The organism is Shimia marina (genome assembly GCF_001458175.1).
GTDB lineage: Bacteria > Pseudomonadota > Alphaproteobacteria > Rhodobacterales > Rhodobacteraceae > Shimia > Shimia marina.
Window position 1 is genome coordinate 1 of record NZ_CYPW01000024.1, and the last position, 24,110, is coordinate 24,110.

At 54.3% G+C, this 24,110-nt stretch carries 23 protein-coding genes and 1 riboswitch; of the genes, 10 read left to right on the top strand and 13 right to left on the bottom strand.

The genetic code is table 11. From position 1 onward, the window contains the following. Positions 1 to 122 precede the first annotated feature (122 nt). The 6 genes from SHM7688_RS10795 to SHM7688_RS10820 all read right to left on the bottom strand — a co-directional run bounded on the left by SHM7688_RS10795 (position 123) and on the right by SHM7688_RS10820 (position 5,546). Entirely contained in the window at positions 123 to 1,130 is a 1,008-nt protein-coding gene (locus SHM7688_RS10795) for a FecCD family ABC transporter permease (protein ID WP_058239960.1), read from the bottom strand. 1 nt (position 1,131) lies between these two features. Further along, positions 1,132 to 2,076 (bottom strand): ABC transporter substrate-binding protein, encoded by a 945-nt coding sequence (locus tag SHM7688_RS10800; protein WP_058239961.1) that lies wholly within the window; start codon positions 2,074 to 2,076, stop codon positions 1,132 to 1,134. A gap of 12 nt (positions 2,077 to 2,088) precedes the next feature. Further along, positions 2,089 to 2,865: an ABC transporter ATP-binding protein gene (locus SHM7688_RS10805; protein ID WP_058239962.1), complete on the bottom strand. Its 777-nt coding sequence runs from the start codon at positions 2,863 to 2,865 to the stop codon at positions 2,089 to 2,091. 6 nt (positions 2,866 to 2,871) lie between these two features. Beyond that, positions 2,872 to 3,225 carry a DUF1636 family protein gene (locus tag SHM7688_RS10810; RefSeq protein ID WP_306341265.1) on the bottom strand — a complete coding sequence of 118 codons (354 nt, stop codon included), beginning with the start codon at positions 3,223 to 3,225 and terminating at the stop codon, positions 2,872 to 2,874. Positions 3,226 to 3,322: 97 nt separating this feature from the next. Then, positions 3,323 to 3,535, bottom strand: a riboswitch (cobalamin riboswitch). 86 nt (positions 3,536 to 3,621) lie between these two features. Further along, positions 3,622 to 4,584 carry a pyridoxal-phosphate dependent enzyme gene (locus SHM7688_RS10815; protein WP_058240227.1) on the bottom strand — a complete coding sequence of 321 codons (963 nt, stop codon included), beginning with the start codon at positions 4,582 to 4,584 and terminating at the stop codon, positions 3,622 to 3,624. Between the two features lie 8 nt (positions 4,585 to 4,592). Further along, positions 4,593 to 5,546 carry an ornithine cyclodeaminase family protein gene (locus SHM7688_RS10820; protein WP_058239963.1) on the bottom strand — a complete coding sequence of 318 codons (954 nt, stop codon included), beginning with the start codon at positions 5,544 to 5,546 and terminating at the stop codon, positions 4,593 to 4,595. Between the two features lie 127 nt (positions 5,547 to 5,673). On the opposite strand from SHM7688_RS10820, the gene SHM7688_RS10825 reads away from it, so the two are divergent. Both SHM7688_RS10825 and argE read left to right on the top strand, forming a co-directional pair. Further along, complete coding sequence (locus SHM7688_RS10825; RefSeq protein ID WP_058239964.1) at positions 5,674 to 6,294, top strand: helix-turn-helix transcriptional regulator; 621 nt, start codon at positions 5,674 to 5,676, stop codon at positions 6,292 to 6,294. Then, positions 6,287 to 7,441, top strand: a complete 1,155-nt coding sequence (argE, locus tag SHM7688_RS10830) for an acetylornithine deacetylase (protein ID WP_058239965.1) — start codon at positions 6,287 to 6,289, stop codon at positions 7,439 to 7,441. Before SHM7688_RS10825 ends, argE begins: the two co-directional genes overlap by 8 nt. 45 nt (positions 7,442 to 7,486) lie before the next feature. On the opposite strand, the gene SHM7688_RS10835 is transcribed toward argE, so the two are convergent. The 3 genes from SHM7688_RS10835 to SHM7688_RS10845 all read right to left on the bottom strand — a co-directional run bounded on the left by SHM7688_RS10835 (position 7,487) and on the right by SHM7688_RS10845 (position 10,719). Continuing rightward, positions 7,487 to 8,611: an aminotransferase gene (locus SHM7688_RS10835; protein WP_058239966.1), complete on the bottom strand. Its 1,125-nt coding sequence runs from the start codon at positions 8,609 to 8,611 to the stop codon at positions 7,487 to 7,489. Positions 8,612 to 8,625: 14 nt separating this feature from the next. Further along, a complete protein-coding gene (locus SHM7688_RS10840; protein ID WP_058239967.1) occupies positions 8,626 to 9,585 on the bottom strand; it encodes an ornithine cyclodeaminase family protein in 960 nt (319 codons plus the stop codon). Between the two features lie 168 nt (positions 9,586 to 9,753). Next, complete coding sequence (locus SHM7688_RS10845) at positions 9,754 to 10,719, bottom strand: LysR family transcriptional regulator (protein WP_058239968.1); 966 nt, start codon at positions 10,717 to 10,719, stop codon at positions 9,754 to 9,756. Between the two features lie 2 nt (positions 10,720 to 10,721). Between SHM7688_RS10845 and SHM7688_RS19615 the strand changes: the two genes are divergently transcribed. From SHM7688_RS19615 to SHM7688_RS10865, 5 genes are all read left to right on the top strand, one after another. Beyond that, on the top strand, positions 10,722 to 10,943 hold the full coding sequence (locus tag SHM7688_RS19615) for a hypothetical protein (RefSeq protein WP_144432561.1): 222 nt from the start codon (positions 10,722 to 10,724) through the stop codon (positions 10,941 to 10,943). Between the two features lie 17 nt (positions 10,944 to 10,960). Next, positions 10,961 to 11,782 (top strand): DeoR/GlpR family DNA-binding transcription regulator, encoded by an 822-nt coding sequence (locus tag SHM7688_RS10850; RefSeq protein WP_058239969.1) that lies wholly within the window; start codon positions 10,961 to 10,963, stop codon positions 11,780 to 11,782. Further along, complete coding sequence (locus tag SHM7688_RS10855; protein ID WP_083499021.1) at positions 11,779 to 12,552, top strand: inositol monophosphatase family protein; 774 nt, start codon at positions 11,779 to 11,781, stop codon at positions 12,550 to 12,552. Before SHM7688_RS10850 ends, SHM7688_RS10855 begins: the two co-directional genes overlap by 4 nt. Next, positions 12,552 to 14,228 carry a Na/Pi cotransporter family protein gene (locus SHM7688_RS10860; protein WP_058239970.1) on the top strand — a complete coding sequence of 559 codons (1,677 nt, stop codon included), beginning with the start codon at positions 12,552 to 12,554 and terminating at the stop codon, positions 14,226 to 14,228. The genes SHM7688_RS10855 and SHM7688_RS10860 overlap by 1 nt, the downstream gene beginning before the upstream one ends. A gap of 212 nt (positions 14,229 to 14,440) precedes the next feature. After that, complete coding sequence (locus SHM7688_RS10865) at positions 14,441 to 15,844, top strand: multicopper oxidase family protein (RefSeq protein ID WP_223229202.1); 1,404 nt, start codon at positions 14,441 to 14,443, stop codon at positions 15,842 to 15,844. Positions 15,845 to 15,985: 141 nt separating this feature from the next. On the opposite strand, the gene SHM7688_RS10870 is transcribed toward SHM7688_RS10865, so the two are convergent. From SHM7688_RS10870 to SHM7688_RS10885, 4 genes are all read right to left on the bottom strand, one after another. Beyond that, positions 15,986 to 16,210, bottom strand: coding sequence for a hypothetical protein (locus SHM7688_RS10870; RefSeq protein ID WP_058239971.1), 225 nt, complete (start codon positions 16,208 to 16,210; stop codon positions 15,986 to 15,988). A 33-nt stretch (positions 16,211 to 16,243) separates the two neighbouring features. After that, complete coding sequence (locus SHM7688_RS10875) at positions 16,244 to 16,930, bottom strand: extensin family protein (protein WP_058239972.1); 687 nt, start codon at positions 16,928 to 16,930, stop codon at positions 16,244 to 16,246. 402 nt (positions 16,931 to 17,332) lie between these two features. After that, positions 17,333 to 19,432 (bottom strand): S8 family serine peptidase, encoded by a 2,100-nt coding sequence (locus SHM7688_RS10880; protein ID WP_158500692.1) that lies wholly within the window; start codon positions 19,430 to 19,432, stop codon positions 17,333 to 17,335. A gap of 2 nt (positions 19,433 to 19,434) precedes the next feature. Further along, on the bottom strand, positions 19,435 to 20,607 hold the full coding sequence (locus tag SHM7688_RS10885) for a phosphatase PAP2 family protein (RefSeq protein WP_058239974.1): 1,173 nt from the start codon (positions 20,605 to 20,607) through the stop codon (positions 19,435 to 19,437). Positions 20,608 to 20,776: 169 nt separating this feature from the next. Between SHM7688_RS10885 and SHM7688_RS10890 the strand changes: the two genes are divergently transcribed. From SHM7688_RS10890 to SHM7688_RS10900, 3 genes are all read left to right on the top strand, one after another. After that, positions 20,777 to 22,393, top strand: coding sequence for a hypothetical protein (locus SHM7688_RS10890; RefSeq protein WP_144432563.1), 1,617 nt, complete (start codon positions 20,777 to 20,779; stop codon positions 22,391 to 22,393). Positions 22,394 to 22,504: 111 nt separating this feature from the next. Next, positions 22,505 to 23,746: a cytochrome P450 gene (locus SHM7688_RS10895; RefSeq protein WP_058239976.1), complete on the top strand. Its 1,242-nt coding sequence runs from the start codon at positions 22,505 to 22,507 to the stop codon at positions 23,744 to 23,746. A gap of 15 nt (positions 23,747 to 23,761) precedes the next feature. After that, complete coding sequence (locus SHM7688_RS10900; protein WP_058239977.1) at positions 23,762 to 24,082, top strand: 2Fe-2S iron-sulfur cluster-binding protein; 321 nt, start codon at positions 23,762 to 23,764, stop codon at positions 24,080 to 24,082. Positions 24,083 to 24,110 lie beyond the last annotated feature (28 nt).

The following is a 24,110-nucleotide window of genomic DNA, read 5'->3' on the forward strand; positions in this document are numbered from 1 at the left end:
GCTCTTCTCTAAATCGGCTTCTCTTCATCGTCTGTATCCTCAGTTGGGGAACAGGCTAACCTCAAAGTGAGGACTCTAAGGGGAGCACGTCAGCTTGGGGGAGATCCGAAATTTCTTCTCAACTATCGTTGGCGTGATCCTAATAGCAAAACAAATACAAATGCAGCTCCGAGAGAAGTCGTTACGATACCAACGGGCAGCTCCTGTGGCGCTAATAAAAGTCGAGACAGAATATCTGATGCGGTCAGCAAAATCGCCCCGACTAAAGCTGCGGTGGGCACCAGTAAACCGTGTAGCGGTCCAACGATACCCCGGGCGAGATGGGGTACCATCAGGCCAACAAAGCCAATGACACCTGCGACTGAAACAAAGGCAGCGGTTGCGAGCGCCGACACCATGAAGGACATCACTCGCAGCCGGTGTACCGGCACACCAAGACTGGTCGCGGTCAAATCCCCGGCCAGCAACGCGTCAAACCATCGGCGGCGATAGAAAGCATAGAAGAAGATCATAAGCAAAGCGCTGAGAACCAGTGGTAAGGACGCCCAGCGGGACAGGCCAAGCCCTCCCAGCATCCAGAAAATGACGGAATGCGCAGCACGATTGTCACCTGAGAAAATCAGATAGTTGGTCACTGCCGAGAATAGAAATGATACAGCCAGGCCAGACAATATGAGCTTTTCGGGAGCGCTGGTACGGAGACGTTGCACCAGCAGCAGCACGATGCCGGAGGCGATCATCCCCCCCACGAAGGCGGCTATTGGCAAGGTCCAGATCCCCAGCACATCGCCCGTGATCGTAATCACGAATACCGCCCCTGCTGCGGCTCCGGAGGAGAGGCCAAAGAGGAACGGATCCGCCAGATCATTGCGCGTGGTTGTTTGCAACACAACGCCCACAATCCCCAAGCCCGCGCCGATGATGGCGGAAAATAGCGCGCGCGGGAAGCGCAGATCAAAGACGATACGTCCCATTGGCGTTGGGTCTGCACTGCTCAGGCCAAGCCCTGTCGCAATTGCCGACAATGCATCTGCAGCTGGGATAGAGGTTGTTCCATAAAGCACGGACAGAAGAATGAGGGCGGCCAGAACGGCCACCCCCAAGATCAGTATCAGACCGGTTCGGCGCATATTAGAACAGATCCGGATGCATCGCGGACGCGACTTTCTGGATGGCATCAATATTGGCGGGTCCAGGTGTCAGCTCTTCGTAGCGCAGACCAATCCAGCGGCCATTTTTGACAGCATCTGTGTGCTGCATCACAGGATGTTCCTGCAGGAATTTAAATGTGCCCTCTGCGCCATCACCATTGGAGTAGTCCAGCAGGATCAGGAACTCAGGATTGGATGCGGCAACAGCCTCCCAAGAGGAACGGCCCCAGCTGGTGTCCATGTCATGGGTGACATTTGTTCCGCCCGCTGCGGCGATCATGGCATCAGGAATAGCGAACTTCCCAGCGGTGAATGGTGCATCGGCTGGACCATCAAGCAGGAATACGCGTGGCTTTGCCTGATCAGCGGTTTTGGCTTCAATCGCAGCAAGTTGCTCCTTCCAGCCAGACACCAATTCATCAGCTTTCTCAGACACGCCCATTACGGTGCCGAGACGGGTCACATCATCAAAGAGCAGGTCCATGGTGGCTTCTGGACGGTCCTTGTCCATATGGACACAGCTTTCGGTGAGGACCATGGTCTTGATGCCAAATGGTGCAAGCGTATCTGGGGTCACGTCACCACCGGGTTTCATGCCGTAATACCAGCCCGCGAAGAACATCTCCGGGGACACAGCCACAAGATTTTCAACAGTTGGGTATTTGGGGGCCAGTTCGGGGATGTCGCCACGCTGCGTGTCAAAATCTGGGCTTGTTTTGTACCAGCCGGTGATGCCGGTCAGACCAACGATCTTGTCCTGCAGGCCCAGCGCAAAGGCCATATCGGTCATGTTCATGTCATGCACAACGATACGTTCAGGGGATTTATCGAAGGTGAGAGTGTCGCCGCAGTTATCGACGCTGATTTCAGCCGAAGCTGCGCCAGCCAGCCCCAGCACAATTGCTGTGGACCAGAGAGTTTTCATTTTGTTGCTCCTTTAGCGGGTTATTTCAGTTTTACGAATATCGAGCGCCGGTATTTGCCGTCCCTCATGGGGTAAAAGCAGATAGTCGACGCCGAATGTCTGGCGTACGGCTGCGGGGGTTAGGACCTTTTCAACGGTCCCGAAATCCGTCAGCCGGCTGTCTTTGATGAGAGCCACATGGGTGGCAAATTCCGGGATCATTACCAGATCATGTAAGATTGTGACCACCGTGATCCCTAATCCTGCCACCAAGGAGAGCATGCGCCCTTTGGCATCTGGATCTAGGTGATTGGTCGGTTCATCCAGAAAGAGAAGCTTGGGGCGCTGTACCAAGGCGCGTGCAATATGGGCGCGTTGCTTTTCACCACCGGACAGACGGCCCATCGGCTTGTTCGCGAGATGGTGGATGCCGGTCAGATCCAAAATACTGGCAAGTGCCTCTGTGTGCTCGGCATTGGAAAAATCGCCCCAGATCGGCATTTGTCCCAGTGCTACGTAATCTCGCAACATAAGCCGCCCGTCGGGTTCTGATTGCTGCGAAACGGTGGCTATTTTGCGGGCGCGGTTGAGCGCGCTGAGGCTACGCAGGCTTTGGCCCTCAACCCTGACATCTCCATGGGTGATGTCAGCCATACCGGAAAGAAGATTGAGCAGCGTTGTCTTTCCTGCACCATTTGGTCCGGCGATGGCCAGCACAGCGCCTTGCGGCAAATCAAAGCATACATCGCGCAGCATCGCATTGCCATTTGGGGCAAAACATTCCAGCCCTTCAACGTGGAGAAACAACATCAGGTCTTACCTCCCAATAAATAGGGCAGGGAGGCGGGCAAGGGTCTTGTCTTGTAATGCTACCGGCCGCTCTGTGCTGCTGGTCCATCCAGTTTTGCTGTCAGCATATTGCAATGAGAACTCGGCAAATCCTGCGATTTCTTGTGGGGTGCTGATCGCGCCAAACAAATAACTGGCTTTGCCTGCGCCCTGAAGGCCAATCACCGGAGGGAAATCGCAGCCAGCGAGGCAATCCACCGCCCGAAACTTTGTTCCACTTGGCACATGGCCTGTCAGCGCGGCTTTGAGGTGGCGAGCTTCGCTAGCACCGCAACAGCGGCTACAGATCAAAATGGTTTGTTCAGATAAGTTTGTCACCACGACCCTAACGTAAAGCCAAACGTGGATCGAAGGTGCCTATTGCGTAAAGTGACTTACGTGGGTCCATAAAGCCTCCTTCCAAAGCGCCCCGCCCTGGGTTGGTGAAAGTGCAATGGCAGGTCTCCTGACTCGCGGGTCGTAGCTTGGCCAGCCTTCCCAGGAAGCACCCAGTGGCATGTATTGGCCTCGCTCTCCGCTCACAGTTGCGGGGGCAGTCACGGATTTGGCGCGTTTGAAAGGCACCGCACCGTGTTCCCTTTTCATTCTTTCAGGCATTTGCCTGTCAGAAACCATCGCGGCCTAGGTGCAGTACCAAAGAGTTTCTGTCAATAAAAAACTCCCGGTAGGCCGGAAAGCGCGCTTGATAGATCCGTCATGCAGGGGCGCACGTCCTATCTACAGGGTGTTTTTAATCTGATCTTGATCAAAATTGGCACCACATAGGAGGACGGCACTTGTTTGGTTTTTGTACTTTTCTGGAGCGTTCAGGTAAGGTGCTAGGGCAAGTGCGGCGGCGCCTTCGACAAGCATGTTGTCTTGCCAAGCGAGTGCTTTCAGGGCCTCGGCGATTTGAGCTTCATCGCAGTGAATGATTTCGTCGATAACCTCTGTGGCCATGGGGAGAGTCACAGACCCTTCATCCACACCGCCGGCAACGCCATCGGCCAGCGTATCGAAATGATCTGTTTCGACGATTTTACCTGCATTGATGGAGGCAGCCAAGGCCGCGGTGTTTAAGGCGCTTACGCCAATCACCTGTGTATGTGGCGAGAAGGCCTTCAAGACCGCGCCAATACCAGAAATGAGGCCCCCGCCGCCCATGGAGATAAAGATGTTATCAAGCCTTGGGAGTTGGTCGAGCAACTCGAGACCGATGGTGCCCTGACCTGCGATGACCCCAAGATCGTTGTATGGGGAAATATAGGTGTATCCTTCTTGCGTGGCCAGCTTTCGTGCATGTACTTCCGCGAGCGAAGAATCTGCGCCTGCGATGATCACGCGTGTCCCATAGCTTTCGATGGTTTCGCGTTTTTGTGTCACGACATTTTCTGGTAGGACCACCGTCAATTTATGCCCGGTTTTTTGCGCTGCAAAGGAGCAGGCGATGCCGTGATTGCCGGAGGAGGCTGTGATGACGGGCCGCTCTGTCGGAGTCGTGGTGAGCTTGGCTGTGGCACCGCGCAGCTTGAAAGATCCGGTAAACTGGAAGTTTTCCGTTTTATAGACCAGTTGCGTTCCCTCAGGCTGTGTCAGTCGGGATGGGATGATTGGTGTTTTGTTGATCAGCGGCGCGATGCGCTTGTGTGTGGTTACGGAAGCGGCAGCGGAGCGTAGGATTAGTTCGGAAGGCTTGGACATGGAGGGGCTCATAAAGATGTGTTTTGAAGATTGGCCGCGCGCAAGATCGCGAGGGACACGGCGGCATCCTGTACGGCCAGTCCTGTCAGGTCCGCGATGGTGATTTGAGTATCATTTGTGCGGCCGGGGTGATCCTGGTTTAGAACGTGACCGAGGCAGATTGGGCGGCTGTTTGGCGGGAGGTGTTGAAACTCGCCCAATTGCAGAGATTGAGAGGAAGCGTCACAAATCAAAAGCTCCGCAGATGTGATCAGGTTGATGGAGAGTTCCTGTTTGCCGGGGCTATCCGCACCAAGAGCCGTGATATGGGTGCCGGGCTCGATCCAGTCGCTTGTGATCAATGGCTTTCTTGAAGGCGTGCATGTGATAATGACCTCAGCGGCGCCACAGGCTTCAGCCAGATCTATGACCGACACGGCATCAATTCCGTGTTTCCGAAGATCTTCAGCGGTTGAATGAGCTTTGGCGGTGTCTCTTCCCCATATTTTAAAAGAGAGGCTCCGATCGGGGGTCAGCTGTTGCAAGCACCGGGCTTGATGACGGGCCTGCAAGCCTGTTCCAATCACCAGGACGGTGCCGAAGCCTGATTTTGCCAATGCCTTCGTGGCAAGTGCGCCGCCAAGTCCGGTGCGAATGTCGGTGAGCCAGCCTTCATCCCTAAGTATCGCCAAAGGCGCGCCTGTTTGGGCGCAAAAGACAAGGTTCATTCCATTTGAAGAGGGCAGGCCATTGTCTGGATTGCGGTAAAAGCCGGTTGAGACTTTCACAACAAAACCTTCTGTCCCCTCAATAAACCCGGTTTTGACACAGCATTCCCCTTGGGAGGCTGGAAATGCCAGTTGCGCTATGGGTGGGGTCTGTGTGTGGTTTTGAGCGGACGCGATAAAGGCGTTTTGGATCGCCTCTGATGCAATCGAAAAGTCGAACAGCTCTTGAATTTGGTCTTTGTTAAGGTCGATCACTGGAAAGTCTCTGTGGCGGCTCTGTCAGCGGGATTGACCGTTGACCTCTGTTTTGGACTAAAATATCTAAAATAGACATATGAGTCAATTGGGCGTGTCGCCAGACGTGCGTTGAAAGGACAGTTTCTTGTCTCTGATAACCTTGCGGGCCAACGCCTGTGCCACTGCGGATGCAATTGGATCTTTGTTTGGTCAAAGTGTCGAGGTTGTGGTGCATGATTTGGAAGCGGGCACGATTGCCCATATTGTGAACCCTTACTCACGTCGTGTTCCTGGAGATCCCTCAAACGTGCAGGACGTGGATTTCCGCGCTATGGATATGGTGATTGGCCCATATGAGAAAATCCACTGGGATGGCTCCATCTTACGTTCGATCAGTATTGTGCAGCGTACTGAGGAAGGGCGTGCGGCTTATATGATTTGTGTGAATTCGGATCAGTCTGGATTGCTGTCTCTACAGCGCGCTGTGCAAGCACTGCTTCCGAGCAAGGCCGCAGGATCGGATGTAGGGGATGTATTTCGCAATGACTGGCATGAGCGGCTCAATATCTTTGTTAGCGACTGGTGCCGCGTACGGGATGTTTCAATCGAACGGCTCGACCGTAGTATGCGTCGCGCGCTTTTAGCTGAGCTTGATGTGTCAGGCGCATTGAATGAACGCAATGCAGCCGCTTATGTTGGCCGCCTCTTAGGCGTGAGCCGCGCCACTATTTACAATGATCTAAAAGCAGGAGCCACTGATGTCTGATCTCCAAAATACGTTGAGCATTCTGGAACTCTTGGTTGGCTTTGCGACAGTTTCTGAGCGGTCCAATACAGACCTGATTGTCTATGTTGCCGAGTATCTCGAAGAGTTGGGGGTTGAGGCACATGTCTTCCCCGATGCAACCGGACAGAAACATGGCCTCGTTGCACACATCGGTCCCTTGGTCCCCGGCGGCGTTGTTTTGTCTGGACATACAGATGTTGTGCCGGTGACAGGACAGGATTGGCATAGTGATCCTTGGACCTTGACTGAACGAGGTGGCTGCTACTACGGGCGTGGCACATGTGACATGAAAGGGTTTCTGGCTCTGGTATTGGCGGCTGTTCCTAAAATGCTTGCCGCGCCTCTGCAAAAGCCGATTCAGTTGGCGTTGTCTTTTGATGAGGAAGTTGGCTGTACCGGGACTGTTCCATTGCTTGCAGAACTGCAGGCGCAGTATCCCATTGCCGACCGAGTGATTGTTGGTGAGCCGACCAACTGGCGTGTTGTGACAGGCCATAAGGGGGGCATTGATGTGACAACTGACATCAAGGGAAAGGCGGCCCACTCTTCCATGCCGCATTTGGGGGTTTCTGCGATCTCCGCCGCAGCCCGTCTTGCGGCATGGCATGAAGAAGAAATGCGGCGTTGTGCAGAACATGCGGATTTGACATCCGGTTTCATGCCTCCGCACAGCACATTACAGGTAGGGACCATTCATGGGGGTGTTGCCATGAATATTGTCCCTGACGCTTGTGTGATGGAGACGGATATTCGCTTTACGCCACCTGAAACGGCAGAGGAGTGGCTGCAACGCTACGGATGTTTTGCGGCTGAGGTTGAGCGTGACATGCAGGCACTGCACCCTGAAGTCAGCATCAACTTGCGTGGCATCGAGGTGATTCCCGCGATGATGCCGGAAAAAGAGGGGCCGGCGGAACGTTTGGCGCGTCAATTGACAGGAGACAATGCTGGTCATTGTGTGTCCTATCAGACGGAGGCGGGCCATTTTCAGAGTGCTGGGTATTCCACGGTGGTCTGTGGGCCGGGAGATATCGCACAGGCACATCAACCCAATGAATTCATCACGGCAGAACAGCTGCGGCGTGGGCAGGATGTGATGGAAAAGCTGATCGACAGATTGTGTTAAAGTCGGTTGAGCAAAGGGCCCAAGGCGGGCCCTTTGCTGCGCAGGTCAGATGGCGTGGCGCTTGAGGAAGGCAGAAAACTTGGCCAAGCCAGCAACCAGATCAGCTGTTGGATTGGTGTAGCCAAGTCGCAGCCAGCCCTCCATGTCCATTGCGCTGCCGGGGGTGAGCATCACACCTTCTTCTTTGAGCAATGTGACGCAGAGCTCGCGGGAGGTCATGGGCAGGTTGTACTTCAAGAGCGCGGTGGTGCCCGATTTTGGTTTGACCCAGCTGATCAGAGGCTCGTTTTCGAGCCAATCCTCAACAATCTGAAGGTTTTTGCGAGTGATGCTCTGCGCGCGCGCAAGAATTTTTTCGCGGTTTTCCAAAGCCATCGCCGCCAAGAGTTCATCAATCTGACCAACGGAAATTGTGTTGTAGTCACGATGGATCATCACATCATGCAGCATGTCTTTGGGGCCTGCGATCCAGCCGACCCGCAGGCCCGCGAGAGAATAGGCTTTGGACATGCCCGCAGTGCTGATGCCTTTTTCATACAGATCAGCGACTGCTGCGGTCATACCATCGCCGTCCTGATCTGTGCCGCGGTAGACTTCGTCACACAGCAGCCACGCATCAACTGACCGTGCGATTGCGACTATCTCTTCCAGCAGAGCCTTATCCATCAGCGCGCCGGTGGGGTTGTTGGGATTGTTGATGGCGATCAGTTTTGTGTCAGGGCGCACCATGCTGCGCAGTTTGTCCAGATCTGGTAAGAAGGCCTGCTCTGGGCGCAGATGCAGCAGTTCGATATCTGCCCCGATGCTTTCAGGGATGGAGTAATGTTGTTGGTAGGTGGGGATGACCGAAATCACATGATCGCCACGTGCAACAAGTGCTTGATGCACCAGAGAGTTGGCCCCAATTGTGCCATGGGTTGTCAGCACATTTTCACGATTTTGGGTGGTGTAGAGGCTGGCAATGGCATCGCGCAGCCGGTCAGAACCTTCGATGGCTCCGTATGTCATCTTCATGCCTGACAGTTGGTCTAGAATGCTGTCTTGCACGCCCGCCATCTCAAAGAGTTCACCAAGAGTGATGGATTCAACGCAGGTTTCAGCGAGATTGAGATCACATTTCGTCTCATACTCGTTCATCCACATTTCGACGCCAAAGGGACGAATATCCATTGGTTTGTCCTTTCTCAGCTTTGGTTCTTTGCCGCGTCATAAACGGCGCGGGCCATGAAAATATCTTCGAGCCCCAAGCCAATGGAGCGGAAGAAAATCGGTTTGTCGCCTGAAGGACTGGCACAGGATGCGGTTTGCAGCTCTGCAAGATCGCCACGGATGCTGTCAGCGGACCAGCCGGCTTCCGTTGCCAGCTTCATGTCACCGGCGGAGGCTGGAGTGGTTGCGCGATAATCGCAATAGACGTCGGCTTCAGAGAGAAATGCCGGGTCAACCTCATGTGCGTTGGCCACATTGGTGCTGATCGAGGTCACCAGTGTTGCGGGCGGGAGGTCGTTTGTGTTGAGGACAGGCGTGCCCGAAGAGGTGCAGAGCATGATCACATCGGCATCACGCGCTGCGGCTTCGGCGCTTTGGGCGCATTGCACGCGCGTGTCGAGAGCGTGCCAGTGTTGCTGAAGTTCCTGGTTCTCGTTCAGAGAGGGGGAGAAGACGTGAATGTCTGACCAGTTCCGCAAGGCTGCCGTATGGCGCAGGTGCGCTTGGGCCACTTTGCCCGACCCGATCATGGCCAGCTTTTTTGCATCCGATTTGGCAAGATGGTCGACCGCCAGAGCGGTGGTGCCCGCAGTGCGTTCTGTTGTCAGCTCGCCGGAGTCACACAGCAGGAGGGGTTGCCCGGTATCCATGGACATAAGAACGGTCCAAGCGGTGATCACCGGTTTGCCCGGTTGCACAAGATAGGGGGAAAGCTTGGCTCCAAAGAGGTTGGCACCGGTGCTGGCTCCCTGGTAGGTGATGAAATCCCCTTTGTCTTCGGGGAAAAGTGTCAGGGTTTGTGACGGTTGCACGGCCTGACCTTTGCCCAGCTCTGTAAAAAGTGCACGCATGGCACCAAGGGTGTCCACCTCGGGTAAAATTGACTGAACTGCAGCGGCATCCATGACCAAAGGGGTGGGGGAGGCGGTTGACATGTCTTTGTCTCCTGAACGGTTGGTCGCTTTTGAAGCTATATTGATTGGGCGGAGCGAAGGGATGGCTTGAACCAAATGCCTTTCGCAAATGTGCTTGGCGCTGCTTTATTCTGTGGGTTTCTTTGGGAACATTCGAAATATTGACCGGATGCATCGAAAATCTCGATGTTATGTCTCTAAGGGGGCCACCGCACCTGATTGTACAAGGTGATCTGTGAGCAATGGCTGTTCGCGTACCCGATTGATGAAGGATCGTAAGATGATGTTATGCTCAGCATTCTTGCGGTGGGCGAGATAGATTGGGGAAAAATACTGAAGCTCAGGTCCAGTTTTCAACGCAACGAGATTGGGGAGAGATGCACCGTAGTAATCTGGCAGAAACCCTACGAAGCGACCGCTGCGGATCAGAATGGCATGGGTTTCCATTTGATCTACCGTTGCCGAAGACGTGATGCTGCCATCGCTTGCATGGGCCGTTTTGCGTTTGTCTTTGCGAATGAAGGGGAAGCGTTGCAGTTCGCCGGGTGTAACAATCAATGAGTGCTGACTGAGCTCTTCGAAGCCGATGTGAGGCAGTTTCGTCAAGGGGTGGTGCGGCACCGCGTAGAGTGAGTGGCGTTCTTGAAAGAGGGGGATGTATTCAAGTCCAATACGTTTTTGCGGGAAGGGCCCAATAACAGCGTCCTGCTGCCCCTCTAGGATCTGGGCTTCCATGGTTGAGGGTGAGATGAGCGACAGGTCCACATGCGTGTCGGGCGCGCGTTCAGAAAAGCGTCCAAGCACATTGGGCAGCGGCCATGCCGTGTTGGCCAGCATCGCATCCATGATCCCAATGCGAAGCACGCCGCGCAGGTCACCTGAGATTGTCGCTGTTGCGTTTTGAAACCGGTCTGCTGCGGAGAAGAGATCTTCCAGCGCTGTCAGCAGCTTTTTACCCTCTGGGGTCACCGAAAAGCCGCTGCGCCCACGCTTGCACACCCTGAACCCAAGGCGCTTTTCCAGATCCGCCAATTGCGTCGACAGTGTGGATTGTGAGCAGTTCAGCGTTGCTTGGGCACCTGTGATCCCCCCCGCGTCCACGATGGCCTTAAAACTGCGCAGGAGTTTGAGATCAATGTCTTGTAGGCGTTTCATCTATGTTTCTCACCGGGGCTATTTGCATCGAAAAAGTAGATGTTACAGGCGTATTCCTCGACAAAAAAGATGAAATCAGTGCGCAAGGCGTGTCGCGCAGAAACCCACAAAAGCGCTCAAAAGTTGGAGACGGCCACTCGTATTTAGGGAGTAACTCAAAAATATACGGAGTTTTTGGTTGCATTGTTGGGTGGTTTTGTGGGTTATTGCCGGAAAATGACTGAATTTGGTTTTGGGTTCTATGGACGCTGGAAATTTTTCGCATCGGGAGCTGGAACTCCTCTCTGCTTTGCGCAACCTCGGAGGATCTGCACGTTCTTCCGAGTTAGCTAAGCACATGAATGTATCGGAAGAAACGATCCGTCGTGGCATTAAATCTCTGTCTAAGGCCGGTGCCTTGGAGCGCGTACACGGGGGGGCCTATCTGATTGGAGGGGTTGGGGATCCCAGCTACTTTCAGAGAATGGGGTTGTTTCAACAAGAGAAACGGCGCATTGCGAAACATGTGGCCAAGCAAGTTCGTGGGAATATGACCGTTTTTCTCGATGTTGGCTCGACCACGGCTTTTGTTGCAGAGCGGTTGCGCAAGCTGTCGGGGCTGACAATTGTCACAAACTCCATGGGGATTGCTCAGACACTGATGGGTACAAGCGACAACAGGGTGCATTTTTTGGGCGGTGAAATGCACAGCAAAGAGCGTGGTACTTTCGGGACGCAGACCGAAAAGCAGGCGCAGCGGTTTGTGTTTGACGTTGCTGTTCTGAGCGTGGACGGCCTTTCGGCAAAGCGTGGAGCGTCTTTTGCGAATGTGGCCGAAGCGACCTTGTCAGAAGTGGTGGCCGACTGCTCTGAGCGGGTCGTAATCGGTATGGATCATAACAAATTTGGCCTGAAGGCCCCGCATGTCGGGCTGTCGCCTAAGGCCATTCACAGTCTGATTGTGGATAAAAAGCCAGAAAAAGAAATGGCGCGTGCGCTGAAGTCTTGGGATGTGGCCCTTGTGGTTGTGCCCGATGAAAAAACGGATGGCGAAACGGATGCGTGTCTGGAGGACAAAGAGTGACAAACCTAGAAGAACTGGCCCAGCACGCGGCAACCATGGCAAAAACGATTGTGCCCACGGCGCTGTCGCATTTTCGCGGAGAGTTGGGTGTTGAATTTAAGTCCGATGAGAGCCCGGTGACACAAGCGGATAAAGCTGTGGAGGCGGATGTCAGAGCGTATCTTTCCAAGCATTTCCCGGAACACGGAATTTTCGGGGAAGAAGAGGGTATGGATCTCAAAGACAGTGCGCATCTTTGGGTGATTGATCCGATTGATGGGACGCGGTCGTTCCTTTCCGGAAATCCTTTGTTTGGGTTTCTGCTTGCGCATTTGATTGATGGGCGGGTGGAGATCGGGGTGATTGGTATGCCTGCGCTGGGGGAGGTCTTTATTGGTGTGCGGGGCACCGGTGCGCGGCTGAATGATGCGCCAGTCTCTGTGTCTGCACAGCGTGATCTGTCTAAAAGCGTTCTTTATGTGAATGAGGGTGACAAGATCTATCACAACCACCCGGAAGTTTTTGCGCGGTTGATGCAGGCAGGTCAGACGCGGCGCATGGCCTATGATTGCTATCCGCATGCGCTTTTGGCGATGGGGCATGTGGATGTGGTGGTTGACTATGATCTGCAACCTTATGACTACCTCGCGGTGTCCGCCGTCATCGAGGCCGCGGGTGGGATCATGACGGATTGGTCTGGCGCTCCTTTGACTCTGGAAAGTGATGGGCGCGTGGTTTCTGCTGCCACGCCTGAACTGCATGCACAGATTTTGAAAGTGTTGAACGACTGATGGAAATCTTGAGTTTTCTGCTGAGCCTGGCCGGTGCCACAATGCTCCTACTATTTGCCGTTCGTATGGTGCGTACGGGCATTGAGCGCAGTTTTGGGGCGTCATTTCAGAGGGTTATGACTGGCTCGCGCGGGCCTCTGGCGAATTCGTCTCTTGGTTTGGGGTTGGCGATGGTGCTGCAGAGTTCCGCAGCTGTCGCACTGTTGGCCACGGGGTTTATGGCGAGCGGATATCTGCAATTTCCCGCAGCCTTGGCGATTGTTTTGGGGGGAGATCTTGGATCTGCTTTGGTGATCCAGATCCTGTCTTTCCGCCTCGATTGGTTGGTGCCTCTGCTGCTTGCAGTGGGGGGATGGCTTTTTGTCAAAGTAGAAGAACGACGCTGGCGGCAGGCTGGGCGGATCCTAATGGGAGTTGCGTTCATCCTGATTTCGTTGCGCTTTTTGCGGGAAGCTATGGATCCGATACGGGACAGCGCTTTTTTGCCAGCGATTGCCGAGTATTTGGCGCGTGACTATGTGACTGCGTTCCTTGTTGGGGCAGCTTTGGCGTTTGTTATGCATTCCTCTGTGGCAGCTATTTTGATGTGTGTGACACTGGTTCAAATTGATGCCATTCCTTTCGCTGCGGGACTGTCGCTTGTCTTGGGGGCTAATCTGGGGTCTGCGTTTATCCCGGTCTGGCTGGCGCGTGGCATTGAGGGCGAGGCAAAGCTTTTGCCTTACACGAACTTGGTGCTACGCGGCGTTTGGGCTGTGATTTCTCTGTTTGTGGTTAATGTGTTGCTGCCAGAGGGCTTTTGGGGTGCCTCGCAATCTGGTCAGATGCTCGTTGTCGCGCATGTGACCTTCAACGCGGTTCTGGTTGTTTTGGCGATGCCTTTTGGCAAATTAATCGCGGCCACTGCTTTGCAATTCGCTCCGAAAAGGAAGACCGCCGCTGATTTCGTCGCTGATATTCGCCCGGGGTCAGCCTTGGACATTGAGAATGTTGGCACACCTGCTCAGGTGATTGCCAGCTTGAAGAAAGAGCTGCTGCGCATGTCAGAATTGGTGGAAGTGATGTTCCGACCAACACTTACGCTTTACCGAGATGGGGATCCTGAGCAGATCAAAGCGGTTCAGGAGATGGATCTTGAAGTGAACGCTTGCTTGCAGAACATTCGTGAATTTGTCGCCGTACTGCCGACCAAGAGCCTGGACAAAAGCAAGCAAAGGATGGCTCGCGATTTGATGGAATACGCCATCCGCCTGGAAACCGCTGGAGATGTCGTTGCAAAGCGCTTGTGTGTATTGGCTCAGGACCTGAATGAAGTGCACACCACGTTCTCAGATGATGGTTGGGCAGAGCTTACACGTATGCATGAAGCTATTCGCGCGAACCTCACGTTGGCGAGCAACACGCTTGTGTCCGATGATCTGGAAAGTGCACGTGTTTTGAGTTTGGAGAAAACCGAGATCAAACGCGCGGAGCGCAAGAGTCGAAAGCGGCATCTGAAGCGTCTACAGCTGGGGCAGGAAGACAGCTTTGCTACGTCGGACATTCATTTGGAAACACTGAGGGCTTTTCGCGAGTTCAACAGCCATATTTCCGCGATTGCTTACCCGCTGCTTTATAAACACGGTCAGTTGCTGGAGACCCGTTTGATTGAGGACATGCCGCCAGCCGAGGCTTGATAGGCCCTCTTGGGGCCTAAATGTCGGGCTGGTTGCTCGTGTACTCGACATTTCAAAATCCTGTGGTACGGAGGTCTTTGCCAGGAGACTCCTAGCCTCAACATACGGCGGTGCCTAAGTCCGGAAGATTGCGAAACCAGCCCTTTGGGGTGTGCCGTCTGAGGCGTATGTCCGCCTTATGTTGTTTTTCTTGAGCGAGGGAAGGCAGTATCATGTTTCAGACACCAAAAATGAATCGGCGCAATTTCTTGTGCGGGGCAGGTGCCTTGGCATTGGGGGGCTTGGCGGGTGTCAGTCAGATCCGAGCCAGTGCAGGGACGCCGCTGTCTTTTAGGACCCAAAAAACGGCCTATGCGATTGGGGAGCGCCCGGCGACAGAAGGGCTGTTCAGCTTCGCGGAAAACGCACCGCCTCCAGTTCTGCGCCTGAAACGCAATCAGGTGGCGCGGATTGATGTGACCAATGGATTGGAGGATTACACGAGCATCCATTGGCATGGGCTTAGGATTGCCAATGCAATGGATGGGGTGCCTTATTTGACCCAGTTTCCGATTGCTTCAGAAGAGACCTTTTCCTACGAATTTACGCCGCCAGACGCTGGCACGTTCTGGTATCATCCGCATTGCAACACGATGGAGCAGATGGCCTATGGGCTGACTGGCATTCTGATTGTGGAAGAGGATGAAGATCCTGGATTTGATGCGGATGTGCCGATCAATCTCAAAGACTTTCGCTTGGATGATGACGGCAGCTTGTTGCCGTATTTTACGGCGAGAGGCGCGGCGCGTGGTGGAACGTTAGGGACTGCGCGGACTGTGAATTGGCAGAGCGCACCTGAGTATGAGATCCCATCTGGAGGTTTGGTGCGGTTGCGCATTGTAAATACGGACCTCACGCGGGTCTATAAGGTGTTCCTGCCCAATACAGAGGGGCACATTATCGCTTGGAATGGCAATCCTCTGCGTGAAGGCATTGCTTGGCCGACCCAGGAGGCCCCCCTTTGGTTGGCACCTGGGGAGCGTGTTGATATTGCTCTGCGCGCGCCAGATGTGGCTGACGAGGTTGTGCAGGCACAAACCCTCATTGCGCGGCAAGCACAGCCCCTGTTTTCATTGCGGACCACTGGGGTCTCCAAGAAGCGCGATTTGGGAGAGTTGAAACCACTGGTTCCTGTGGAGGTGCGGGAGCCAGATCTCAGAACTGCCGAAACAAAGGACATCCTATTTGGTTGGTCGCCAGAGGGCACGGGCAGTAACAACGGTTTGTGTGGAGATTTCGGCTATACGTTTTGGTCCATAAACAGAAACCCATGGCCCGGGGATGCGATGAAGCGCAGTGGGCCGGTGGTCGAGCTCAAGCAAGGCGAGAGTTACATCCTGAAGCTCACCAACAAATCGCCAAATCTACATCCGATCCATTTGCATGGGCTCATTTTCCGCCCTCTCAGGTCTAACCGTAGGGCGCTTCCAAGCAACTGGACCGATACGATTTTGTTGTTGAAAGGTGAAGTGATTGAGGTCGCTCTCTTCGCGGATAATCCCGGAGACTGGGCATTTCATTGCCATGTCATTGAGCATCAGAAGTCGGGGTTGTCCGGCTATATCAGCGTTGTTTGAAACGCGTTTAGGTTACAGAGAGCAGACCGCCAAAAGAACGCGACCATGGCATATCATGCGGGTTGGGGGCAGCTGTGACGAGCCAAGAAAACAAGGCGCGCCGGCGCCTTGTACATTTGTCTTTCTGTCCCAATTCAGCGTTTACTGCGCAGCGTAATGCTGCGGTGTGTCCCAAGACGCAGGGAGGCGGTGCTTTGTTTGGAAGGAGATCGCATGTGATGCAGGCAGGCGGCAGGTAACAACAAAGTCGCCCTCTGCGTTAATCTGTGTTTCCATTTCGCCGCCGAGCGCGCTGCAGTTTGCGTGAAGTTCGCTCAGTTGCTCCACCCCGATGTTGAGGTAAGGGCCTAATAGTACATGTGTCATTGGTTTCCTTCCTGATGGATGTTTTTATGTGTCTTAGCTGAAGGCTTTGACGATGGCGGGCATCGAGAGGCGTTCTTCCAAAGCTTCGATACTCGCGGTTAAGAAGTGATCCCAGTTGTCGCGAATAGACAAAGCGCCGAGATTCAGCTCCGCGCGTACAGCGCGCTCTGCTTGTTGGGTCTCTGGACCGTATGTTCCGTCACATTCCAGTTCTTGGTCGAAGAGATAGCGCAGAGCATTTTGCAAAAACAAAGTACGGCTCTTGGAGTGTTTGCGAAATCCTATGGGATCACCGTTGTCAAAATGGATATGATCCTCAAATCTTTGATCGTAGCCATAGGTCAAAACGGTGCCAAAGGCGCGCCGTAGGTGGGCTTCGATGATCAGATATTCAAATCGCCGGGTGTTAAAGCTGTTTGCAACCCAAGTCTGACCGTCAGAAAAAACGAGGCCGTCCAAATCAAAGGCGCGCTTTCTTTCATGATAGCCAACGCCGCCACCTGAACGGGAGATGCCACCTGTGAGGATGGATGTCACCTCACCAACGCCCGCCGCAGCGAGGCTCAGGAACATCTCCTGAAATGCGCGGTCTGCCGCGACTGCAAATTTTGCATCGACATAAGGGCGTAGCGGGTACCCGGTGTGTCCATAATTGGAGTCAGGTTCGCGATCATATAGGATCGGAACACCTGCCAGAGCTTTGATGCGCTGAATTGGCATTTGGTCTTGTTTCCCGAAGAGGTTGCCTGGCGGATAAGCGTCAGGAGTAGGGTTCGAGGTCTCCATCCATGGAGAGCCTGAGTGGGGTGTCTATCGGCATGTAGTGCCCCTGCATAAGCCCGCATGCTGCGGATGGTGCAAAAGAGGCAGAGCTCAATAAACGCAAGATTGGTGCGGCACTTCCCCGCCCGCCTTTGCGATACTTCGGGAGAGGCCAGAGCATATCGATTTCCTCAATTGTGAGTCGCTTCTGCAACTTCGGTTCTTGAGTCAAATTAGAGATAGGTCGTGATGGCAGCGTGATTTTCCGCAAGAAAAAGCGCAGCATGTGTGGGGTGCACAAAAAAACGCCCGCTGTTAGGGAAGCGGGCGCAGGTACAGGGATTGATTGAAGGGGTTGCTTTACCGAGGCACTTTCGTGGCGCGCCCTTCTGGCACTACCCGCCCGGAGCCAATTTTTCTATCCACAACAGGGCATTTGAACCACCCGTCCTCAGCACGTTGACGCGTTGCTATGTTGGAGAGGAACCGATCAATCGAGATCGTTCCATACGGATCATGCTCCTTGTCCAGCCAAGCCTGCAAGATCACGCGTGTGGCCTGCGCGCTGGCGAAGCTGGTGCCTTGCATGGCAACGATTGACCCATCGCTTGCACCGTCGGCGAGAATGCCTAGATGGGCATACCCATCATCTGTTGGGAAGGCTGCGGTGGGTTGCGCGCGGCGATTTGCATTTGTCACCACACGTGGTCCAGTACTCGAGTAGGGCGCAGGACGACCGTCATTTGCGCGATATCCGGCAATGGTTGCGACAGCTTTGTTAGCCGAATAGCTATTCAGGCTGCCATGACGGCTTACCATATCTGCGGTGTCCAGATCCTTTGCTGGATCTGCGGACTGTGCCATTGTTCGGAACCCATAGCTGTAGGTGTCGCGGATCCGCCCATCGTCATTATAGGCTATGTATGTCGGATCAATGAGATAGGAGCTTCGTGGTTCGCTGGCACCCGGATGAGCGGCCTGATCCGTCTGGATCAGCAAGGATACAGTCACGGGGACACTTGTGGGGTTCTTGAGGTAAATGCGCCAGCGCCCGCTTGGTGGAGAGCTCCAAGTGTCGCTGCGGTAGCGATCTGGCGCAAGGCAGACCAGATACCGGAAACGCGTCATTGAACTGTCCGCAGTGTCGACACGTGCGCAGAAAATCTGCCCAAGGGGTTTGGCGGCGTTAGGCCCGCCTGCAAGCGTCTTGATTTGTGCGTCCATGCCCGCGGATGTACCTGATTGGGGCTGTCCTGGAGGGACAAGTTCAATTTCCAAGGGCGCGGTTGCTTGCGGCGCCGCGCTGGGCTGTTCGTTCCAGATCTCCAGAAAGTTGGAGGTGTCGTCATTTGGGGGGACCATCCAATCCAGATGCTTTTCTTCCCCCGGCTGAAGTATGACATGCGCGGCCGCGCGCTCAAGGTTTGAGTTTCCAGCTGCCAAGATTGCGTGAAAAGGCTCCGTACTGACCGCAGCATCCAGCGGCGGCACGTGATCCTGATCCAAGAGCTCGGCAACAAAGGGTTCTGCCGCATCTTTGGCACCCGCATGTTTCCCAATGGAAATATTGGTGACCAGAGGCAAAGGTTTGGACAATCCGGATTTCGCAGCAATGCGGGCATTCATTTCCAAAATCCAGCGCAACGCATAGATAAGGTAGAAATCCAGAAAAGTGCCACCTTCACCGAAGGCAAACTCTGGTGGCAGCGTCACCAAAAGGAAGCGCGTACGCTTGCTGAAGGTGCTTTGTAGTGGATCTTTGGCGTCTGCGCCGCCCACAAGGCCCATGACATGAGCGCCATGTGTTGCCCGCGTTGCCAAGCCTCGCTCGCCTTCTGGCAAATGAAAGTTCACCAGACCAGTGGCGCGGTTGAAGCCGTCTTGATCCAAGGGGCGGGAGAGATCTTGATCAACGCTAAATGCTTGGAGGGTGGCATTGATGTCAGCTTCCATCAATTGAGCGCCAAAAGGCAAGAAGGGTTGTTTTGGCGTGCCTGTGGTATCTGTTGGTACGGGGGCGCCTTGAAGCCAATGCCCTAAGACCCGTGTCTGGCCGTTTTCAAGTCGGAAGCGGCTGTGCCCCATTGGGAGCCCAATATCGATGATACCTGCGAGAAGCGTGTCTGCAGGAACCGTTGGGCACTCAAAATCCTTCGCAGGTGGCAACCAAGTGGATTTGTCGCTGCGATTATTCCACCATTTTGCAAACTTCTGGTTGGTCAGGTACGCCGGGGCGCGGATTACGAAAGGCGTAGATGGGCCGGCGGTCGTTTCTTCGGGGGCTGCAAGCGTGGTTTCAGCATGATCTAAAGTGTGAAACTGGTTCACAGCGCGCGGGACAACCTGTCTCACAAATTTCGGTTTGGGGCCAAGGCGGCCTTTATGGACCTTACGAAACCACGCCACATAGGGCGTTTCAGCCCCTTGTGGATGATCTCTCCAATTATTCCAGCTGTACATGATCATACCTCCGGATCGGTGCCGTTTTGTGGGAAGGCGGAGTTTTCGTTCCACGCTTTTGTGGCTTTTCTCCACTGCTGTGCGAGGAAGGATGGTGGTGCGGCGAATGCCGTGCCGTCCGCCCCCACGATGGCGCGTTTGAGCGTATCCGTTGTGCAGTCTTCATTGGTGATCACAGTGCCGTCTGGATCCAGTTTCACAAAACTGTCCGAGCGGAAGTTGAACGCCTTTGGTGCAGTTTCTGTGGCGTAGGCGGCAATCGCTTCGCCGATGCTGCACCCCAAAGTCGCACCAGCCAAGGAATCTACTGGATAGTGTACACCAGCAACGGTGCGATTAACCGCGATGCGGTGGGCGAGTTGAAAGACTTGTTTGCCTTCGGCGATGCCTTGCTGCGCGCTCTGTCCGAACTCTAGGCGGTTAAGAACCGTTGCGATGGCAAAGGCCTCAGTCGCGTGACCGGAAGGATAAGCACTGTGGTCTGGCGTATCGATCACCGGTTGGACCTTGTCTGAAAATAGTGCGGGGCGGGGGGATTGCAGCAGGTGTTTGACCTGCATTTCCACCATGATGCACAGGCTTTGTGTCAGTGCAACCAGCTCTGCGGATCCTGCGAACGTTGGCAATCCAAGTGGGCGTACAGCCATGAACGCAGTTGTGATATCATCCGCTTGCAGCAAAATTTCCGTCAGGCGGTCCGCGCGCAAATCTGCATAGGCTCTGAGCCAGGTCATTTGTGCGCCAAACTCGGCCACAGTCGGTTTTGTCATTGTGCAAATCGTGTTGTTGGGGTGACCTACGCTCACTTTTCCGCTGACATCTATTGATACCGGGAAAAGGGGCATCAGTGCGCCCAGCATGACGGTCAGGCGTCGTTGCACGCTCAGGTAATCCAGTTTCGCAGCATCAGGTTTCCAATGTGCACCGACATTCAGATTGCCTTCTGGTGGGGCCCAGTAGTTGGCCAGCGCGTCATGCGTGCTGATGCGAGCAGCGGCCACTGCGCCCGGGCTCCCCCCGATACCACCACCGATGCCACCACCAATACCGCCGCCGATGCCACCCCCGATACCGCCGCCGATGCCACCACCAATACCGCCGCCGATGCCGCCACCAATACCACCGCCGATACCGCCACCAATACCACCGCCAAGAAGATTGCCACCATTGCTCATTGAAGTGCCCCTTTAAAAATCGTTTAAAATCCTGACCTCACCATCAAGATGGAACCCTCCCTCCGTCAATTCTTAATTGTGTGGTTCACGCTGCGCTCACAAATGGCATTCCAACGTTCATGGGTTTCGCGTAAGGTTTTCCGGCATCTCTGAAGTGGGTTTTGATTGGGTGAAACAGACGTTGGAATATACTGGCACGCTAACCCTGCAGTTGACGGGACCTTTCTCTGTTACCGACGAGAGTGGCGTGGATTTTACCCCTCGTAGTCGGAAAGCACAGGCGTTGTTGGCACTCATTGCCACCTCCACGAAGCTCAGACGTAGCCGTACGTGGCTTCAGGACAAGCTCTGGAGCCAAAATGATGCGGCGCAAGGCAGTGCAAACCTGCGCCAAACTCTGACGACGTTGCGCAAAACACTGGGGCCCTATGCTCATGTTTTAGAAGCGACACGTTTGGATGTCGCTTTGAGCCCTACGGCCGTTGAAATTGCTTGGAACAGCGCAGAAAATGACGTGCAGGGGGAATTTCTGGAAGGTCTCGATGTTTCTGACCCTGAGTTTGAAACTTGGCTTCGGGTCATGCGTGGCAAAGATAAAGTTGTCGAGCCGGTAAGATCCGTTGCCGCACCGAGCGGCACTCGATGGAAGGTTGTGTTGCAGCATGAGGGTGGCGGGGAACACGCCGCTTTGGTGCAAAGCTGTGTTGATATGGTTGCACGCGTACTGCGCGAGCAAGGTGAACTGGAAATTACGGAAGATCCCCGAGATGTCGGTGAGGACCGCTTGGTCAGTGTTTATGTCAACATGGTGCCGGGGCCAAAGGGGGTATCGTCGTTACGCCTTGTCGCGCAAGATTTACAACTCAACAGGCAGATTTGGGCCCAGACATGGTCTGGCAGCATCACAAACCCCTACGAGTTGCAGGATCTGGACCTTCTGGGCATGATTTTCCAGCTGCAATCTGAACTCAGCCGTTACATGGCGCAATCACGCAATTTGTTGGAGGGAGATGGCGCGTCCCCGCTCGTTTTGGGTGCTGCGATCCCGCGCATTTTTTCTTTTCAGCCTGAGGAATTGGATCAGGCTGCGTTGATGTTGTCGGATGCGATGGACAGTCGCAATGCAGCTCAATTTCTTGGCTGGCAGGCGCAGATTGCGGTTATCAATCTGATCGAACAATTCACGGATGCGCCTGAGGCCTGCGTCGAGCAGGGCAAGATGCTGGCGGCTAAGGCCATCGAGATGGACCCTATGAACTCAGTGGTGTTGTCCACTGCGGCAAACGCACAGGTGTTGCTTGACCGTGGGGATGCGTCTGCTGGTGGGGATTTGGCCAAATTGGCGGTGCAGGTTAATCCAGCCAATCCCTTGGCTTGGTGGGCGTATGCAAATGTGGCGATCTATGCGGGTAAGACCGATGAAGCCCTTAAAAGTGCGCGGGTGGCTTCCAGGCTTGCTGCGCGCACCCCTCTGCAATTTTGGTGTGATTTTCAATTGGGATTGGCTGCCTTTAAGGCTGGTGATTTTAATGCCGCGCGCCGCGCGCTTGAAACTTCCGCAAGTCTGGCTCCGCAGTTTCGCCCGCCGCGCCGTTATTTACTGGCAATCTATGCCAATGAAAAAGAATTCGACAAGGCAGCACGTGTGCTTGTGCAGTTAAAAAAGCTGGAGCCGGGGTTCTCGTTGGATCACTTTGTCAATGATCCCAACTATCCCATTAGTCTTGTGCGGAAGCGAAACATGCTGTCCTGGAACCAGTTCCAACACCTTAGTACTATTGGTTAGGATCAGGTTCTGTTTTCGACATCTCCTCTCTTGAACTTGGTTTGATCAATTTGCATTTTCGCGCGGTTGCGGCCATGTACGATGGCGCGCCGCCCAATAGCTGAGGAGCCAATGACGTCCATTCCCAACTCCCATTTGTCTTTGGATCCGCACGGCGCAGAGTTCGCCCGAGATCCTTATGCGATCTATGAAGCCATGCGCGCTTTGCGTGAGCCATTTTACTATGATGACATCGAGACTTGGATGTTGACGCGCATGGCGGATGTCGAAGCGGTGGCTCTGAATAAGACGATGCTGCGCAACAACGAGGAGTATATTTCTGAGCAGGCGCGTTTGGCGCAGCAGAAAGCGCTGAATTTTCACGATATGCCTCATCACGAACGCTTCGTGCAGATCAACCTTTTGGAAAGTGAAGGCGACACCCACGCCCGCTTGCGCAAGGTTGTTTTCCGGGAGTTCACGCCAGCAATGATTTCCCGGCAGAGAGCGGCCATTCAGGCCTATGTGGATCACTTGCTGGATCAGCTCTCAGATCACGAGGAAATTGATTTTGTCGGAGATTTTGCAGCGCATGTGCCAGGGCATATTATTGGCCGCGTGCTCGGGGTTCCTGATGAAGATTGCGATCAGTTGCGCCATTGGTCTGAAGAGGTTGTGCGCTTCTTTGATCCGGGACGGGATGATGCGGACAAAGCGCGGGCGGAGCAGGCGACCAAAGAGTTTTACGAATATCTGCTGACGCTTTTGACAGAACGGGAGAAAAAACCGCAGGAAGATCTGCTTTCACGCCTTGTAGAGCAACGCAATGCGGGCAATCTCAGTCAAGATGAGTTGATTTCAACGGCAATGTTGATCCTTATGGCCGGGCATGGTTCGACCATTGATGTATTGGGCAGCGGCATGCATGCTCTCTTGCGTTTCCCTGATCAGCATGTGCGTCTGTGCGAGGATCCAAGCCTCATGAAGACAGCCGTGCAGGAGATGTTCCGCTTTGAATCCCCGCTGCCCTTTTTCCACCGCTTTGCGACGGAAGAAACGGAAGTTGGGGGGAAGACTTTCCCAGCAGGTACGCGCTTTGGTTTGCTCTATGGCGCGGCAAACCGTGATCCGGAACGCTTTGAAAATGCAGATCAGTTTGATGTGGGGCGGGTGCCCAACAGGCATATGGCCTTTGGAGGCGGTGCCCATTTTTGCCTTGGCAACCATCTCGCACGTCTCGACATGGATGTGATTTTCACAACTCTGAATACGCGGTTTTCTCAGATTGCTCTGGCAGACCCATCACCTGAATACAAACGCGGCCTGTCCGTGCGCGGGCCGAAGGCTCTGCGTGTGGGCTGGACCCGTGCCTGAGGAGGGCAATACCCAATGGTTAAAGTGATTTTTATCGAGGCAAGTGGCAACCGTATTGAGGCGGAAGGCTCGGTTGGTGATAGCGTGATGCAGGTGGCGGTTGCGGCTGGGGTTGAAGCGATTTCTGCGGATTGCGGTGGTGCCTGTGCGTGCGGCACTTGCCATTGCGTAATGAGCGAAGACTGGTTTGCCCGTTTGCCAGCACCTCAGAGCGATGAGGTGGATATGCTGGAATTTGTGATTGATCCCCAAAAAAACAGCCGTCTGAGCTGTCAGGTGACGCTTTCTGATGCGATGGAGGGGATCGAAATTCAGGTGCCTGCCAGTCAGATCTAAGCAGCACTTGGCGTAGCGGCCCCTTTCA